The organism is Pseudomonas fluorescens (genome assembly GCF_000802965.1).
Classification (GTDB): Bacteria; Pseudomonadota; Gammaproteobacteria; order Pseudomonadales; family Pseudomonadaceae; genus Aquipseudomonas; species Aquipseudomonas fluorescens_A.
This window is the reverse complement of the sequence record NZ_JSAK01000034.1, coordinates 53,534-67,856: the sequence shown is the minus strand read 5'-3', so window position 1 is coordinate 67,856 and position 14,323 is coordinate 53,534. Positions and strand designations below refer to the sequence as shown.

Annotated in this window: 9 protein-coding genes; 2 read left to right on the top strand and 7 right to left on the bottom strand. The window is 60.1% G+C overall.

Annotated elements, in window-relative coordinates:
• Positions 1-198: 198 nt before the first annotated feature.
• The 7 genes from NL64_RS25960 to leuC all read right to left on the bottom strand — a co-directional run bounded on the left by NL64_RS25960 (position 199) and on the right by leuC (position 9,784).
• Positions 199-2,832, bottom strand: a complete 2,634-nt coding sequence (locus tag NL64_RS25960) for a FimV/HubP family polar landmark protein (protein ID WP_034150919.1) — start codon at positions 2,830-2,832, stop codon at positions 199-201.
• 207 nt (positions 2,833-3,039) lie between these two features.
• On the bottom strand, positions 3,040-4,050 hold the full coding sequence (locus NL64_RS25955; protein ID WP_034150918.1) for an aspartate-semialdehyde dehydrogenase: 1,011 nt from the start codon (positions 4,048-4,050) through the stop codon (positions 3,040-3,042).
• Between the two features lie 414 nt (positions 4,051-4,464).
• Positions 4,465-5,577, bottom strand: a complete 1,113-nt coding sequence (asd, locus tag NL64_RS25950; protein ID WP_034150917.1) for an aspartate-semialdehyde dehydrogenase — start codon at positions 5,575-5,577, stop codon at positions 4,465-4,467.
• 68 nt (positions 5,578-5,645) lie between these two features.
• Complete coding sequence (gene leuB / locus NL64_RS25945) at positions 5,646-6,728, bottom strand: 3-isopropylmalate dehydrogenase (protein WP_034150916.1); 1,083 nt, start codon at positions 6,726-6,728, stop codon at positions 5,646-5,648.
• Positions 6,729-6,793: 65 nt separating this feature from the next.
• Positions 6,794-7,561: a class I SAM-dependent methyltransferase gene (locus NL64_RS25940; protein WP_034150915.1), complete on the bottom strand. Its 768-nt coding sequence runs from the start codon at positions 7,559-7,561 to the stop codon at positions 6,794-6,796.
• A 145-nt stretch (positions 7,562-7,706) separates the two neighbouring features.
• A complete protein-coding gene (gene leuD, locus NL64_RS25935) occupies positions 7,707-8,351 on the bottom strand; it encodes a 3-isopropylmalate dehydratase small subunit (RefSeq protein ID WP_034150914.1) in 645 nt (214 codons plus the stop codon).
• 2 nt (positions 8,352-8,353) lie between these two features.
• Entirely contained in the window at positions 8,354-9,784 is a 1,431-nt protein-coding gene (gene leuC, locus NL64_RS25930; RefSeq protein WP_034150913.1) for a 3-isopropylmalate dehydratase large subunit, read from the bottom strand.
• A gap of 147 nt (positions 9,785-9,931) precedes the next feature.
• Between leuC and NL64_RS25925 the strand changes: the two genes are divergently transcribed.
• Both NL64_RS25925 and NL64_RS25920 read left to right on the top strand, forming a co-directional pair.
• Positions 9,932-10,822 (top strand): LysR family transcriptional regulator, encoded by an 891-nt coding sequence (locus NL64_RS25925; RefSeq protein ID WP_034150912.1) that lies wholly within the window; start codon positions 9,932-9,934, stop codon positions 10,820-10,822.
• A gap of 66 nt (positions 10,823-10,888) precedes the next feature.
• Complete coding sequence (locus tag NL64_RS25920; protein ID WP_034150911.1) at positions 10,889-14,167, top strand: PAS domain S-box protein; 3,279 nt, start codon at positions 10,889-10,891, stop codon at positions 14,165-14,167.
• Positions 14,168-14,323: the final 156 nt, after the last annotated feature.

The window sequence follows — 14,323 nt, the reverse complement described above, 5'->3', positions numbered from 1 at the left end:
GTACAACCGTGGAGACGGCGGTGAATGTCAGGGCCTCATCGCGGGCAAGCCCGCTCCCACAGGGATTTACGTCGCTCACATAACCTGTGGGAGTGGGCTTGCCCGCGATGGCAATTCCACAGACGCCATCGCACCCCCGGAACAAACAAAAACGGCAGCCTCAATGGGCTGCCGCTTTGTTTACAACGCGTCAGTCACTCACGCCAGACGAGAAAGCATCTCCTTCGCCTCGCTCTTCTGCCCGTCATCGCCTTCGGTCACCACCTCATTGAGGATGTCCCGGGCGCCGTCGTTGTCGCCCATGTCGATGTAGGCCTGGGCCAGATCGAGTTTGGTGGCGACTTCGTCGGTACCGGAGAGGAAATCGAATTCCGGCTCGTCATCCATGGAGATCAAAGCGTCGTCCGCTGTGAAAGTCGGCTCGCTGATGCTGCCAGACAAGCTCTCCAACTCGGCGTTGACGTCATCCAGTTCCGACGCAAATGCATCGGGTGCGTCCATTTCGTCGGCCAGCGACAGGTCAAAGTCGGCCGGCAGCTCCAGGTCGTCCAGTGCCAACTCAGGCGCTGCGGGCGTTTCGACGACAGGCAAATCCTTCACGCCTTCATCCAGATCCAGCAGGAAGTCATCCTCAGCGAGAATCGCTGGCGACGGCTCTGCACCCAGATCCATGTCCAGATCGAAGTCCGACAGGTCGTCGAGGTTGTCCTTGATTTCTGTCTGCTGCTGCAACACCGACCCGAAGCTCAGATCATCGTCCAGCGGGAAATCTTCCAGCTCGTCCAAGGTTGTCGGCTCAGGCGCAGGCTCCGGTGCTGGCGCAGCTGCTACCGGGGTGACGTTTTCAAGATCATCCAGGCTCAGGTCAAAAGCGCTGTCGAAGTCATCATCGGCCGGCACAGGCGCTGGCGGCTCCTCCTGCAACAGATCCTTGACGTATTGCGCGTCCAGCTCGGCTGCAGCGGCGGCTGCGGCGATACCGCCGGCGGCGACCAGTGCCATGGCCGGGAAGCGGCTTTTGAGTTTTTCGACCTGGGCGAAATTGTCACCATTGGCCACCAGTTGACGCTCTTGGGCGACGAACGCATCGCGGTCGCCTTGCTGACCGTAGACTTCCATCAATTTCAGGCGCAAATCGCTGCGCTGCGGCTCGAGCCTGATCCCCTCTTCCAGCAAAGTGGCGGCCTGATTCAGGCGATGGGCGGCAATGTGCGATTGAGCCTTGCCCAATACATCGTCGGAGTGATCGGCGGCCGGTGAGACCAACGGAGCTGCAATCGGTGGCGTCACCACAACCGGGGCAATCACCGGCGCCGGGGCTGGGGCAGGAACCGGCGTGGTGGCGAGTTTTACGCTCGGCGGCGGAACCTCCAGGCCTTCGAAGCTGCTTTCAGGCAGATCGAGATCGGCGGAGAACGGCTGGTCTTCGGCCAGGGCGCGAGCCATGCGCAGGTGCTTTTCGGCTTCTTGTTGAGCTTTGCGGCGACGGGCCAGCAACAGCAACAACAGCAGCAGAACCACGACCCCGCCACCCGCCAGACCCAGCAGCCATGGGTTGGTCAGCAGCTCGCGGAATTGCTGTTCGTCGGAAGCTGCCGGGGTCGGCTCGACGGGTGCCTCCGCCGGAGCCGGGGCGGCCTCCGGCGCTGCCGCCGCGGGAGCAGCAGTTGCCGGGGCCGCTTCGACTGGCGCTGTCGCCGGAGCAGGCGTCAATTCTGCCGTGATCGCCGGAGCAGTCGCAGCAGTCGCAACCTCAGCCGCCGGTGCATCCACCGTGCCTTCGGCCTGCAATTTGGCCAATTGATTGTTCTTCAGCTCGATCAGGCGCATCAGCTTTTCCTGCTGACTTTGCAGATCGGCCATGCGGCTTTTCAGCTCAGCGTTATCACGCCGGGTCGTATCCAGACTTTCCCGCGTGACCGCCAGCTTGTTGCTCAGGGCCTTGGCATCGCCAGCAGCGCCTTTGCCACCCTTGCCGGACTCGGCGGACACCAGACTCAGCTTGTCGGTCGCTGCTTGCCCCGGAGCGCCTTCAGCGCGAGCTCGCTTGGTTGCGTCGAGTTGCTGCTGCCCGGTGCCGGGCTTGGCAACATAACGACGCCCCTGACGCCATGCGGTGTTCTGCGCGGCCACTTCTGCAATGGCCTTGGGTTGCGCCAGGCTGGTAGCTTGCGCCTGATCGGGCAGACGCAGCACCTGACCGGTTTTAAGCCGGTTGATGTTGCCGTCAATAAAGGCATCAGGGTTCAACGCCTGGATCGCCAGCATGGTTTGCTGAATCGAACCGCCATTACGCGCCTTCGCGGCAATTTCCCACAGGGTATCGCGCGACGTGGTGGTGTATTCGGACGGTTTGGTCGCACCGGTGACGGGCGCGGTCGCACCTTGGGTCGGTGCAGGTTGCGCAGCCGCTTCAGCGGTTTGCGGCGAGAATTTGGACGGATCGAGCAATACGCTGTAATCGCGCAGCAGGCGACCGTTGGGCCACATCACTTGAACCAGGAATTTCACCATCGGCTCGGAGAGTGGCTTGCTGGACGTTACACGCAGGATGCTTTTGCCGCTGGCGTTCAGCACTGGAGTGAAGGTCAGGTCGTTGAGAAACGCCTGGCGGTCGACACCGGCCTTGGCGAAATCTTCAGGTGAAGCCAGGCTCGGCACCACTTCGGCAGCGGTGAGTTCCTTGACGTCGAGCAACTCGATCTCTGCCACCAACGGCTGGTTCAGCGTCGATTTCAGAGTCAATTCCCCGAGCCCGAGGGCATGCGCCATACCGGAGGACAGCGCCGAGGCGGCCGCTATTGCTAACACCAGTTTGCGAACTTGAACCATAGCTCATCCTTAGTTTGAACATTCCTCGGCCAGCGAGAAGGTATTGATAGCCGCTGCCGTAAGGCATTGCGCGCGGCGGCGAAGATTCGTCGCGCGCGGTCGTTTCATGCATGCCCCGGAAAGCACCGCAGGGTGGCTCGCCTTCAGCATTCCGGCCAAGCATGACGCTCACCCGGAATCATTCGAAAAATTGTCGCCAAGTATCTTTTACAGCATGTCTTTTATCAACAATTCCGCCAGCTGCACAGCATTGAGCGCGGCACCTTTGCGTACGTTATCTGACGTCAGCCACAAGTTTAGTTCCGACAGGTCGTCGATACCCCGGCGAACCCGACCAACGTAGACCACATCCTGGCCTACCGCGTCACCCACCGGCGTCGGATAATCACCGGCCTCGACCAGTTCAATGCCCGGTGCGTCTTCCAGTGCGGCATTGACTTTCGCCAGGTCGATTTCGCTGGCTGACTGCAGGGTCACGTTAAAGCTATCGCCAAAAAACACCGGAGCTTGAATGCACGTGACGGAAATCTTCAATGAAGGCAGCGCCATGACCTGACGCAGTTCGCGCACGAGGCGTTTTTCCAGCAACGTGTGACCTTGTTCATCCGGCTTGCCGACCTGGGCCAGCAGGTTGAAGGCCATCTGCCGATCAAAGAATTTTGGTTCCAGCGGACGCACGTTGAGCAGTTCGGCGGTCTGCCGGGCCAGTTCGCTCACGGCTTCTCGGCCCTGGGCGGAAACTGCAAGGCTGGCGGTCAGGTTGATGCGCTGCAAGTCGAGCAAACCCAGCAACGGCGCAAGCACCACCGCCAAGGTGGTTGCCGATGGACTCGGGCTGCTGACCTGGAATGGTTTTTTCAACCCGGCCAGTACTTGGGCGTTGGCTTCCGGCACCACTTGCGGTGCCTGGTCGGCCGGCAAGGCACCGGACAGATCGACAATCGAGCAACCGGCTGCCGTGGCGCGGGAAGCGAAACTCAAGGTTGCTGCCGGGCCTGCGGCAAAGAACACCAGCTGCACTTTACTGAAGTCGAACTCATCGACCTCGCGCACACGCACGTTCTTGCCACGAAACGGCACCGAACTGCCGGCGGATTCGCTGCTCGCCAGCAGGTGCAGGTTGCCGACCGGGAAGTCGCGTTCTTCGAGAATCTGCACGAGCGTTTCGCCGACAGTACCGGTGGCGCCGATCACGGCAATATCAATGGACTGGCTCATGGTTCTACCTCTGGCGAAACGGGGGGAGCGGCACTTTACCGGGTGGTTGGGGTGCAGGCAATTCGGCAGGGAGATTTGTGGTGTCTGTACCGGCCTCATCGCTGGCAAGCCAGCTCCCGCAGTGAACGGTATCAAGCACAAGATTTGTGTACACCATGAAACCTGTGGGAGCTGGCTTGCCAGCTCCCACAGTGAACGATATCAAGCACAAGATTTGCGTACACCATGAAACCTATGGGAGCTGGCTTGCCAGCTCCCGCAGTGAACGGTATCAAGCACAAGATTTGCGTACACCATGAAACCTGTGGGAGCTGGCTTGCCAGCGATGAGGCCAGACCAGACAACCGAAAAACCGCAGACATAAAAAAACCCGCACCTCTTGCAAGGCGCGGGTTCTTTCATTGCATCAATCGATCAACGCTCAAGCAGGATCCGCAGCATGCGACGCAGCGGTTCGGCCGCGCCCCACAGCAGTTGGTCGCCGACGGTGAACGCGCCGACGAATTGCGAACCCATGTTCAGCTTGCGCAGACGGCCGACCGGAACGTTCAGGGTACCGGTGACCTTGTTCGGGCTCAGTTCCTGAATGCTGGTCTCACGGTTGTTCGGCACCAGCTTGACCCAAGGGTTGTGCTGGCTGATCAGCCCTTCGATATCGGCGATCGGCACGTCTTTGTTCAGCTTGATGGTCAGCGCCTGGCTGTGGCAGCGCATGGCGCCGATGCGCACGCAGATGCCATCGACCGGGATCGGGCTCTTGAAGCGACCGAGGATCTTGTTGGTCTCGGCCTGGGCCTTCCACTCTTCGCGGCTCTGGCCGTTCGGCAGTTCCTTGTCGATCCACGGGATCAGGCTGCCGGCCAGCGGTACGCCGAAGTTTTCGGTCGGGTACGCGTCGCTGCGCATGGCTTCGGCGACACGACGGTCGATGTCGAGGATCGCGCTGGCCGGGTCGGCCAGTTGATCGGCGACAGCGGCGTGGGTCGCGCCCATTTGCTTGATCAGTTCACGCATGTTCTGCGCGCCGGCACCGGAGGCCGCCTGATAAGTCATGGCGCTCATCCACTCGACCAGACCGGCTTCGAACAGACCGCCGAGGCCCATCAGCATCAGGCTGACGGTACAGTTGCCGCCGATGTAGTTCTTGGTGCCCGCGTCCAGTTGCTGGTCGATGACCTTGCGGTTCACCGGATCCAGAACGATCACCGCGTCATCCTGCATGCGCAGGCTGGAAGCGGCGTCGATCCAGTAACCCTGCCAGCCGGCTTCGCGCAGTTTCGGGAAGACTTCGCTGGTGTAGTCGCCACCTTGGCAGGTCAGAATCACGTCGAGGGTTTTCAGCTCTTCAATGCTGTAAGCGTCCTTGAGCGGAGCAATGTCCTTGCCCACGGACGGGCCTTGGCCACCGACATTGGAAGTGGTGAAAAACACCGGCTCGATAAGATCGAAATCCTGCTCTTCCAGCATCCGCTGCATGAGCACGGAACCGACCATACCGCGCCAACCGATCAGACCTACACGTTTCATCGCAACTACACCTTCTTGAAATGTGGGCCGCTGCTTTCGGGGGTGAAATGGGCAGCGGGCCCGAGAGATTACAGATTCCGCAGCGCGGCGACTACTGCGTCACCCATTTCCTGCGTACCGACTTTAGTGCAACCGGCCGACCAGATGTCGCCCGTGCGCAAGCCCTGATCCAGCACCAGGCTGACGGCTTTTTCGATGGCATCGGCCGCAGCTTGCTGGTTAAAGCTGTAACGCAACATCATCGACACCGACAAAATGGTCGCCAACGGGTTGGCAATGCCTTTGCCTGCGATGTCCGGCGCCGAACCGTGGCACGGCTCGTACATGCCCTTGTTGTTGGTGTCCAGGGATGCCGATGGCAGCATACCGATGGAACCGGTCAGCATCGAAGCCTGGTCGGACAAAATGTCGCCGAACATGTTGTCGGTGACAATCACGTCGAACTGCTTCGGTGCACGCACCAGCTGCATCGCGGCGTTGTCGACGTACATGTGGCTCAGTTCGACCTCAGGGTAATCCTTGGCCACTTCCTCGACAATTTCACGCCACAGTTGGCTGGACGCCAATACGTTGGCCTTGTCCACCGAGCACAGCTTCTTGCCTCGGACCATGGCCATGTCGAAGCCGACACGGGCGATGCGGCGGATTTCGCTTTCGCTGTACGGCAGGGTGTCGTAGGACTGACGCTCGCCGTTTTCCAGGGTACGGGTGCCGCGAGGTGCGCCGAAGTAGATACCGCCGGTCAGCTCACGAACGATCAGGATATCCAGGCCCGCGACGATTTCCGGCTTCAGGCTGGAAGCCTCGGCCAGTTGCGGGTAAAGGATCGCCGGACGCAGGTTGCCGAACAGGCCCAGTTGCGCACGGATTTTCAGCAGGCCGCGCTCAGGACGGATGTCACGCTCGATGGTGTCCCATTTCGGACCGCCAACCGCACCCAGCAGCACGGCATCGGCTGCGCGGGCACGCTCCAGGGTTTCATCGGCCAATGGCACGCCGTGCTTGTCGATGGCCGCGCCACCGATCACGTCGTGGCTCAGCTCGAAGCCCAGGGCGAACTTGTCACTGGCCAATTCCAGCACCTTGACCGCTTCGGCCATGATTTCCGGGCCAATACCGTCACCTGGGAGAATCAGAATCTGCTTGCTCATGCTTTCCTCATGTCATCAGTCGGTGTGCCCTTGGGCGCACCCGGAAAAATTCTATCGCCTTAGGCCTATCGTTCAGCCATCAGTACCAGCACATCAGTACTGAACGAACCATCGGCCTCAATCTCGAAATATTCGCGTACTTCGTTGCCCATCGACTGCTGCAATTCGCGGATGGCCGCGCGCATCACTTCAGGTGTGCGCATGCGTTCGACCCAAGAGTTGTACTCCAGACGCAGACGCTGCCGCGTGGTGCTGCGGGTATGCAACCCCGCCTCGCTGACCTGACGCAACCACTCGCCGGCGGAATAATCGCGCACATGGCTGGTGTCGCGCAGCACTTCGACGCTTTGCAGGTAAGTGTCGAACAACGGGCTACCCGGTGACAACACATCGATGAACGCCGCCACCCCGCCCGGCTTCAACACCCGACGAACTTCCCGCAACGCCAGGCCGAGATCGCTCCAGTGGTGCGCCGAATAACGGCTGAACACGAAGTCGAACTCGCCATCGGCGAACGGCAGGCGCTCGGCGGCGCCGTTGACCGTTGTTATGTTGCTCAAGCCTCGATCAACAGCAGCGGTTGTCACCACGTCGAGCATTTGCTGCGACAGGTCGTAAGCCACCACTTCTTTCACCAGCGACGCCACGTGGAAACTCACATGACCGGCGCCGCAACCCAGGTCCAGAACCCGGGCTTCGCCCTGCCCTGCCAGTTCAGCCTGTAGCAGCGCGAATTCGGTGCCTTGAGCGTGGACGGCGCTGCTCAGGTAGGCCGAAGCCTGTTCACCGAATTGCTTCTGGACTACCTGGCTGTGCTGGGCGGTGCTGGTCATGGGGGACTTCCTTTTTCAGGGTTTAGTCTTGTGGTGTCTGTCCGGGCCTCATCGCTGGCAAGCCAGCTCCTACAGTGATTTGCGGCGCTCACAAACCTGTAGGAGCTGGCTTGCCAGCGATGGGGCCGGCACTAACTACCGAAAATCACGCGTCGCGAAACAACCAAGGCTGGCTCGCCCGGTGCTTGCCTTCAAACGTCGCAATCGCCTCGTGGTCCTGCAACGTCAGGCCGATATCGTCCAGACCGTTGAGCAAGCAATGCTTACGGAAGGCATCGATTTCGAAGCTCAACACCTTGCCATCCGGACGGGTGACGGTCTGGGCTTGAAGATCGACCTGCAACTGATAACCCGGATTGGCCTCGACCTGCTGGAACAGCTCATCCACTTCGGCGTCGCTCAAGATGATCGGCAGCAAGCCGTTCTTGAAGCTGTTGTTAAAGAAGATGTCGGCGTAGCTCGGCGCGATGATGCTGCGGAAACCGTACTCTTCCAGCGCCCACGGCGCGTGTTCGCGGCTGGAGCCGCAACCGAAGTTCTCGCGGGCCAGCAACACGCTGGCGCCTTGGTAACGCTCGGCGTTGAGTACGAAGTCCTTGTTCAGCGGACGCTTGGAGTTGTCCTGATACGGCTGCCCCACATCCAGATAACGCCATTCATCGAACAGGTTCGGGCCGAAACCGGTGCGCTTGATCGACTTCAAGAACTGCTTCGGAATGATCTGATCGGTGTCGACGTTGGCACGATCCAAAGGCGCGACAAGTCCAGTGTGCTGGGTAAATGCTCTCATGCTTACTGCGCTCCCTGGATCAATTCACGGACGTCGACGAAACGACCGTTTACAGCCGCGGCGGCGGCCATGGCCGGGCTGACGAGGTGCGTACGGCCACCGGCGCCCTGACGGCCTTCGAAGTTACGGTTCGACGTGGAAGCGCAATGTTCGCCCGACTCCAAACGGTCCGGGTTCATCGCCAGGCACATCGAGCAACCCGGCTCGCGCCATTCGAAACCGGCTTCGAGGAAAATCTTGTCCAGGCCTTCCGATTCAGCTTGAGCCTTCACCAGACCCGAGCCCGGCACCACGATGGCCTGCTTGATGGTCGAGGCCACTTTGCGGCCCTTGGCAATGACGGCAGCAGCGCGCAGATCTTCGATGCGCGAGTTGGTGCAGGAACCGATGAAGACGCGGTCCAGTTGAATGTCGGTGATCGCCTGATTGGCGGTCAAACCCATGTATTTCAAAGCGCGTTCGATGGAACCGCGCTTGACCAGGTCCATTTCCTTCGCAGGATCCGGAACGTTCTGATCCACAGCCAACACCATCTCGGGCGAAGTGCCCCAGCTGACTTGCGGCTTGATCTGGGTCGCGTCGAGCTCGACGATGGTGTCGAACTTGGCGTCTTGATCAGACACCAGGTCTTTCCACGCTTCGACCGCCAAGTCCCACTCCGCGCCTTTTGGAGCGAATGGACGGCCCTTCACGTAAGCCACGGTTTTTTCGTCAGCCGCCACCAGACCTACGCGAGCGCCGGCCTCGATGGACATGTTGCAAATGGTCATGCGGCCTTCAACGGACAGGTCACGAATCGCGCTACCGGCGAACTCGATGGCGTGGCCGTTACCACCGGCGGTGCCGATCTTGCCGATCACGGCGAGGACGATGTCCTTGGCGGTCACGCCGAACGGCAATTTGCCTTCGACGGAAACCAGCATGTTTTTCATTTTCTTGGCGACCAGGCACTGGGTGGCGAGCACATGCTCGACCTCGGAAGTGCCGATACCGTGAGCCAGGGCACCGAACGCACCGTGGGTCGAGGTGTGGGAGTCGCCGCAGACCACGGTCATGCCCGGCAAGGTAGCGCCCTGCTCCGGGCCGATGACGTGGACGATGCCTTGGCGGACGTCGTTCATCTTGAATTCGACGATGCCGTATTCATCGCAGTTGTCGTCGAGGGTCTGGACCTGCAAACGCGAGACCTGGTCAACAATGGCGTCGATGCCGCCCTTGCGCTCAGGGGTTGTCGGTACGTTGTGGTCCGGGGTCGCGATGTTGGCATCGATGCGCCAAGGCTTGCGCCCGGCCAGACGCAGGCCTTCAAAGGCTTGCGGCGAAGTCACTTCGTGGATGATGTGACGATCGATGTAGATCAGCGCAGAGCCATCGTCGCGCTGCTTGACCAAATGCGAATCCCAGAGCTTGTCGTAGAGCGTTTTGCCGGCCATCAGACGGTTCCTCATCAGCTTGTTTCTATGCCCTGGATCTTGAGAATTTCAATAACCCTTTGGCTTGTGAGGCTGATCCTATGGGGTTACATTAAATAACTCAAATTCATATTTTTTATGCTTTGGATAACCAACTGGAATGCGACCATGGACCTGGCCAACCTCAATGCCTTTATTGCTATCGCGGAGACCGGAAGCTTCTCTGGCGCGGGCGAACGGCTGCACCTGACACAACCAGCCATCAGCAAACGCATCGCCGGGCTGGAGCAGCAATTGAAGGTGCGACTGTTCGATCGACTGGGCCGCGAGGTCGGGTTGACCGAGGCCGGTCGCGCCCTGCTGCCACGGGCCTACCAGATTTTGAACGTCCTCGATGATACGCGCCGTGCGTTGACTAACCTCTCGGGCGAGGTGACCGGCCGTCTGACCCTGGCCACCAGTCACCACATTGGCCTGCACCGTTTGCCGCCCTTATTAAGGGAGTTCACCCGACGCTATCCGGAAGTGGCGCTGGATATTCAGTTTCTCGATTCGGAAGTGGCCTACGAAGAAATCCTCCATGGCCGCGCCGAACTGGCAGTCATTACCCTCGCGCCGGAACCCCACGCGTTGGTCAAGGCGACGCCGGTGTGGGATGACCCGCTGGATTTCGTGGTCGCCCCGGAGCATTCGCTACTGCTCAATGGCAAGGTCAGCCTGGCGGATATCGCCCGTCACCCGGCGGTGTTTCCCGGCGGCAACACCTTCACCCACCACATCGTCCAGCGCCTGTTCGAAGCCCAGGGGCTGACGCCGAACATCGCCATGAGCACCAACTACCTGGAGACCATCAAGATGATGGTCTCCATTGGCCTTGCCTGGAGTGTATTGCCGCGCACCATGCTCGATGATCAAGTTGCACGAATACCACTGCCGGGCATACAACTCTCTCGCCAGCTAGGCTATATCCTGCACACAGAACGGACGCTGTCGAATGCAGCACGGGCCTTCATGGCGCTGCTGGATGCTCAAATCGAACTGCCAGGGACTCAAGGCTGACTTGTGCTACTCCTATAGAGCCGCGAAATCCTGTGCCAAATGCCCACCTCAGCCTAAGGCTTGCCAATGCCGAAATCTGTAGACCGTATTCCGCCGATGCCGCGTATTCAGGCACTTGACCCAAAACGATCCGAGCAGAGTTGGGAAAGTGCCTCACAATTGCTGGCCGCCCTGAACGGCGCGCGTCTGGGTGCCTGGTATTGGGACATTGAACGCGGGCAGATCAGTTGGTCGCGGGGTACGCAGGCGTTGTTTGGCTTCGATCCACGGCAACCGTTGCCGGCCGATCTGGAATACCTCGACTTGCTGCCTCCGGAAGATCGGGCGAAAACCGTTCGCGCGTTCCACGCCGTCATCGCCGGCGCGCCGCTGGAGCAAGCGATGCACCATCGCATTCGCTGGCCCGATGGCAGCCTGCATTGGCTGGAAATCAACGGCAGCCTGTTGCCAGACAAACACGGCCGTCCCCGCATGATCGGCGTGATCCGCGAGATCACCCACCAGCGCCAACGTGAACAGGCGTTGAGCAGCTCGGAAAAACGCTTCGCCACGCTGTTTCACCTGTGCCCGAACATGGTCCTGCTGACTCGCCAGGACGACGGCCTGATCACCGAAGCCAATCAGTATTTCGAGAGCCTGTTCGGCTGGCCGGTACAACACGCCATCGGCCGCACCACCCTGGAACTCGGCCTGTGGGTGCACCCCGAACAACGGGAGGAACTGGTCAAGGCCACCAAGGCCAAAGGCGAATTGGTCAGCATGGAGGTGCAGTTTCGCGCCAGCAATGGCCAGATCCACGATGGCATCCTCAGCGCGCAAAAGGTCGAACTCGAAGGCCATCCCTATTTGCTGAGCACGTTTCTCGACACCACGGAACGCAAAGCGGCCGAACACGCCTTGAAGGACAGCCAGGAGCGACTCGACCTGGCCCTGGACTCGGCGCAACTGGGCACCTGGGATTGGCACATTCCCAGCGGCATGCTCTACGGTTCGGCCCGCGCCGCGCAGTTGCACGGGATGGAAGCCAAGCCTTTCCATGAATCCTTCGACGAGTTTTTCGAGGGTGTGCCCGATGAAGAACGCGACACCATGCGCGATGCCTATCGCAGCCTGCGCGAAGGCCCGGCCGGCAACTATCAATTGACCTATCGCGTGCAGTTGCCGGACGGCAGCTCGCGTTATCTGGAAAGCCGTGCCCGGCTCTATCGCGACGAAAACGGCGTGCCGCTGCGCATGGCCGGCACCCTGCTCGACATCACCGATCAGGTCGAACGCGAACAACAACTGGTGGCCTCCGAAGAGAAGTTCGCCACCCTGTTCCAGGTCAGCCCGGACCCGATCTGCGTGACCCGCCAGGACACCGGGCAATTCATCGAAATCAACTCCAGTTTCACCCAGACATTCGGCTGGAGCGCCGCCGATGTGATCGGCCGTAGCGCCGACGAAATCGGCCTGTGGGATGCTTCAGCAAAGAGCCTGCAACGGATCGAACAGGTCATTCGCGAGCAAGCGCTGAATAACGTGGCAATCCTGGTGCAACACAAGGATGGGCAGCCCGTGACGTGCGTGATTTCCAGCCGCCAGATTAACGTTGGCGACCAGCCATGCGTCGTCACTACCCTGCGCGATATCTCTCAACAACAACGCTCGGAGGCCGCGCTCAAGGCCAGCGAAGAAAAGTTCGCCAAGGCATTCCACTCAAGCCCTGACGCCATCACCATCACCGAACGCGACACAGGGCGTTATCTTGAAGTCAACGATGGTTTCAGCCGCCTGACCGGCTACCGTGCCGACGAAGTGGTCGGTCGCACCGTGTATCAGATCGGGATCTGGGCCGAAGAAAAACAGCGCTCGGCGTTGTTGGCCGAACTGCAGCTCAAGGGCCGGGTCCATCACCTGGAAATGCTCGGGCGTAACAAGCGTGGCGAGTTGCTGACCGTCGAGGTCTCGGTGGAGCCGATCACCCTCAACGAAACCGCGTGCCTGCTGCTGACCGCGCGGGACGTCAGCCTGTTGAAAAACGCCGAAGCGCAGATCCGTCATCTGGCCTACCACGACCCGCTGACCAACCTGCCCAATCGCGCACTGTTGATGGATCGCCTGAGCCAGCAGATCGCCCTGCTCAAACGCCACAACCTGCGCGGCGCCTTGATGTTTCTCGATCTCGACCACTTCAAGCACATCAACGATTCCCTCGGCCATCCGGTCGGCGACACGGTGCTGAAAATCATCACCGCGCGCCTTGAAGCCAGCGTGCGCATGGAGGACACCGTCGCGCGATTGGGCGGTGATGAATTTGTGGTGCTGCTGAGCGGCCTCGAAGGCTCGCGCAACGAGGTCAGCAATCAGGTCATACAGCTGGCGGATACTATCCGCGAGTTGCTCTCGGAGCCGATGTTCCTCGACGGCCAGCGCCTGCAAGTGACGCCGAGCATCGGCATTGCGCTGATTCCCGATCACGGCTCGACGCCGACCGACTTGCTCAAGCGCGCGGACATCGCGCTGTATCGCGCCAAGGATTCAGGGCGCAACACCGCGCAGATGTATCACAACACCATGCAGAAGGCCGCGAGCGAACGCCTGCGTATGGAAACCGACTTGCGCCTGGCCCTTTCCCGGGGTGAGTTCCGTGTGCATTACCAACCCCAGGTGGACGCCCGGGATAACCGCATCGTCGGTGCCGAAGCGCTGGTGCGCTGGAATCACCCTGAACTTGGCGCGCAATCACCGACCGAATTCATCAAGGTATTGGAGGACAGCGGACTGATTCTGGAGGTCGGCAGCTGGATCGTCGATGAAGCCTGCAAGTCCTTCAGGCAACTGATCCTGAAAGGCCTGGTGGACCCACTGAATTTCAGCCTGTGCGTGAACATCAGCCCACGGCAATTCCGCCAGAACGACTTTGTCGAACGCATCGAAAACAGCCTCGCCAGTTACGGCCTGCCCTGCTCGCTGCTGAAACTGGAAATTACCGAAGGCATCGTGATCCAGAACCTGGAAGACACCATCAATAAAATGCGTCGCCTGAAAAAACTCGGCGTAAGCTTTGCCATGGACGACTTTGGCACCGGTTACTCGTCGCTGACCTACCTCAAGCGCCTGCCGGTCGACACCCTGAAAATCGACCAGTCATTCATCCGCGACGCCACCACCGACCCCAACGACGCCGAAATCATTCGCGCCATCGTCGCCATGGCACGCAGCCTGGAACTCAAAGTGATCGCCGAAGGTGTGGAAACTCCGGAGCAACTGGAGTTCTTGCAGGGGCTGGACTGTCATTTCTATCAGGGGTATTTGCACAGCCCGCCGTTGCCGGTGGAAGAGTTTCAAAAACTGCTCAGGTGACACTTCCCCTCGGTAGGAGCTGCCGCAGGCTGCGATCTTTTGATTTTGGATTTCAAGATCAAAAGATCGCAGCCTGCGGCAGCTCCTACAGGTTATTCCTCGTTTTCCATACCTTCGTATGAATCGCTAAAACCCATACGTGACGTCACTGACCCT

What these genes read in the sequence shown, in the direction of transcription:
- leuC (WP_034150913.1), bottom strand. Translation starts at nt 9,784, where the DNA reads ATGGCCGGCAAAACGCTCTACGACAAGCTCTGGGATTCGCATTTGGTC.
- NL64_RS25925 (WP_034150912.1), top strand. Translation starts at nt 9,932, where the DNA reads ATGGACCTGGCCAACCTCAATGCCTTTATTGCTATCGCGGAGACCGGA.
- leuB (WP_034150916.1), bottom strand. Translation starts at nt 6,728, where the DNA reads ATGAGCAAGCAGATTCTGATTCTCCCAGGTGACGGTATTGGCCCGGAA.
- asd (WP_034150917.1), bottom strand. Translation starts at nt 5,577, where the DNA reads ATGAAACGTGTAGGTCTGATCGGTTGGCGCGGTATGGTCGGTTCCGTG.
- NL64_RS25960 (WP_034150919.1), bottom strand. Translation starts at nt 2,832, where the DNA reads ATGGTTCAAGTTCGCAAACTGGTGTTAGCAATAGCGGCCGCCTCGGCG.
- NL64_RS25955 (WP_034150918.1), bottom strand. Translation starts at nt 4,050, where the DNA reads ATGAGCCAGTCCATTGATATTGCCGTGATCGGCGCCACCGGTACTGTC.
- NL64_RS25940 (WP_034150915.1), bottom strand. Translation starts at nt 7,561, where the DNA reads ATGACCAGCACCGCCCAGCACAGCCAGGTAGTCCAGAAGCAATTCGGT.
- NL64_RS25920 (WP_034150911.1), top strand. Translation starts at nt 10,889, where the DNA reads ATGCCGAAATCTGTAGACCGTATTCCGCCGATGCCGCGTATTCAGGCA.
- leuD (WP_034150914.1), bottom strand. Translation starts at nt 8,351, where the DNA reads ATGAGAGCATTTACCCAGCACACTGGACTTGTCGCGCCTTTGGATCGT.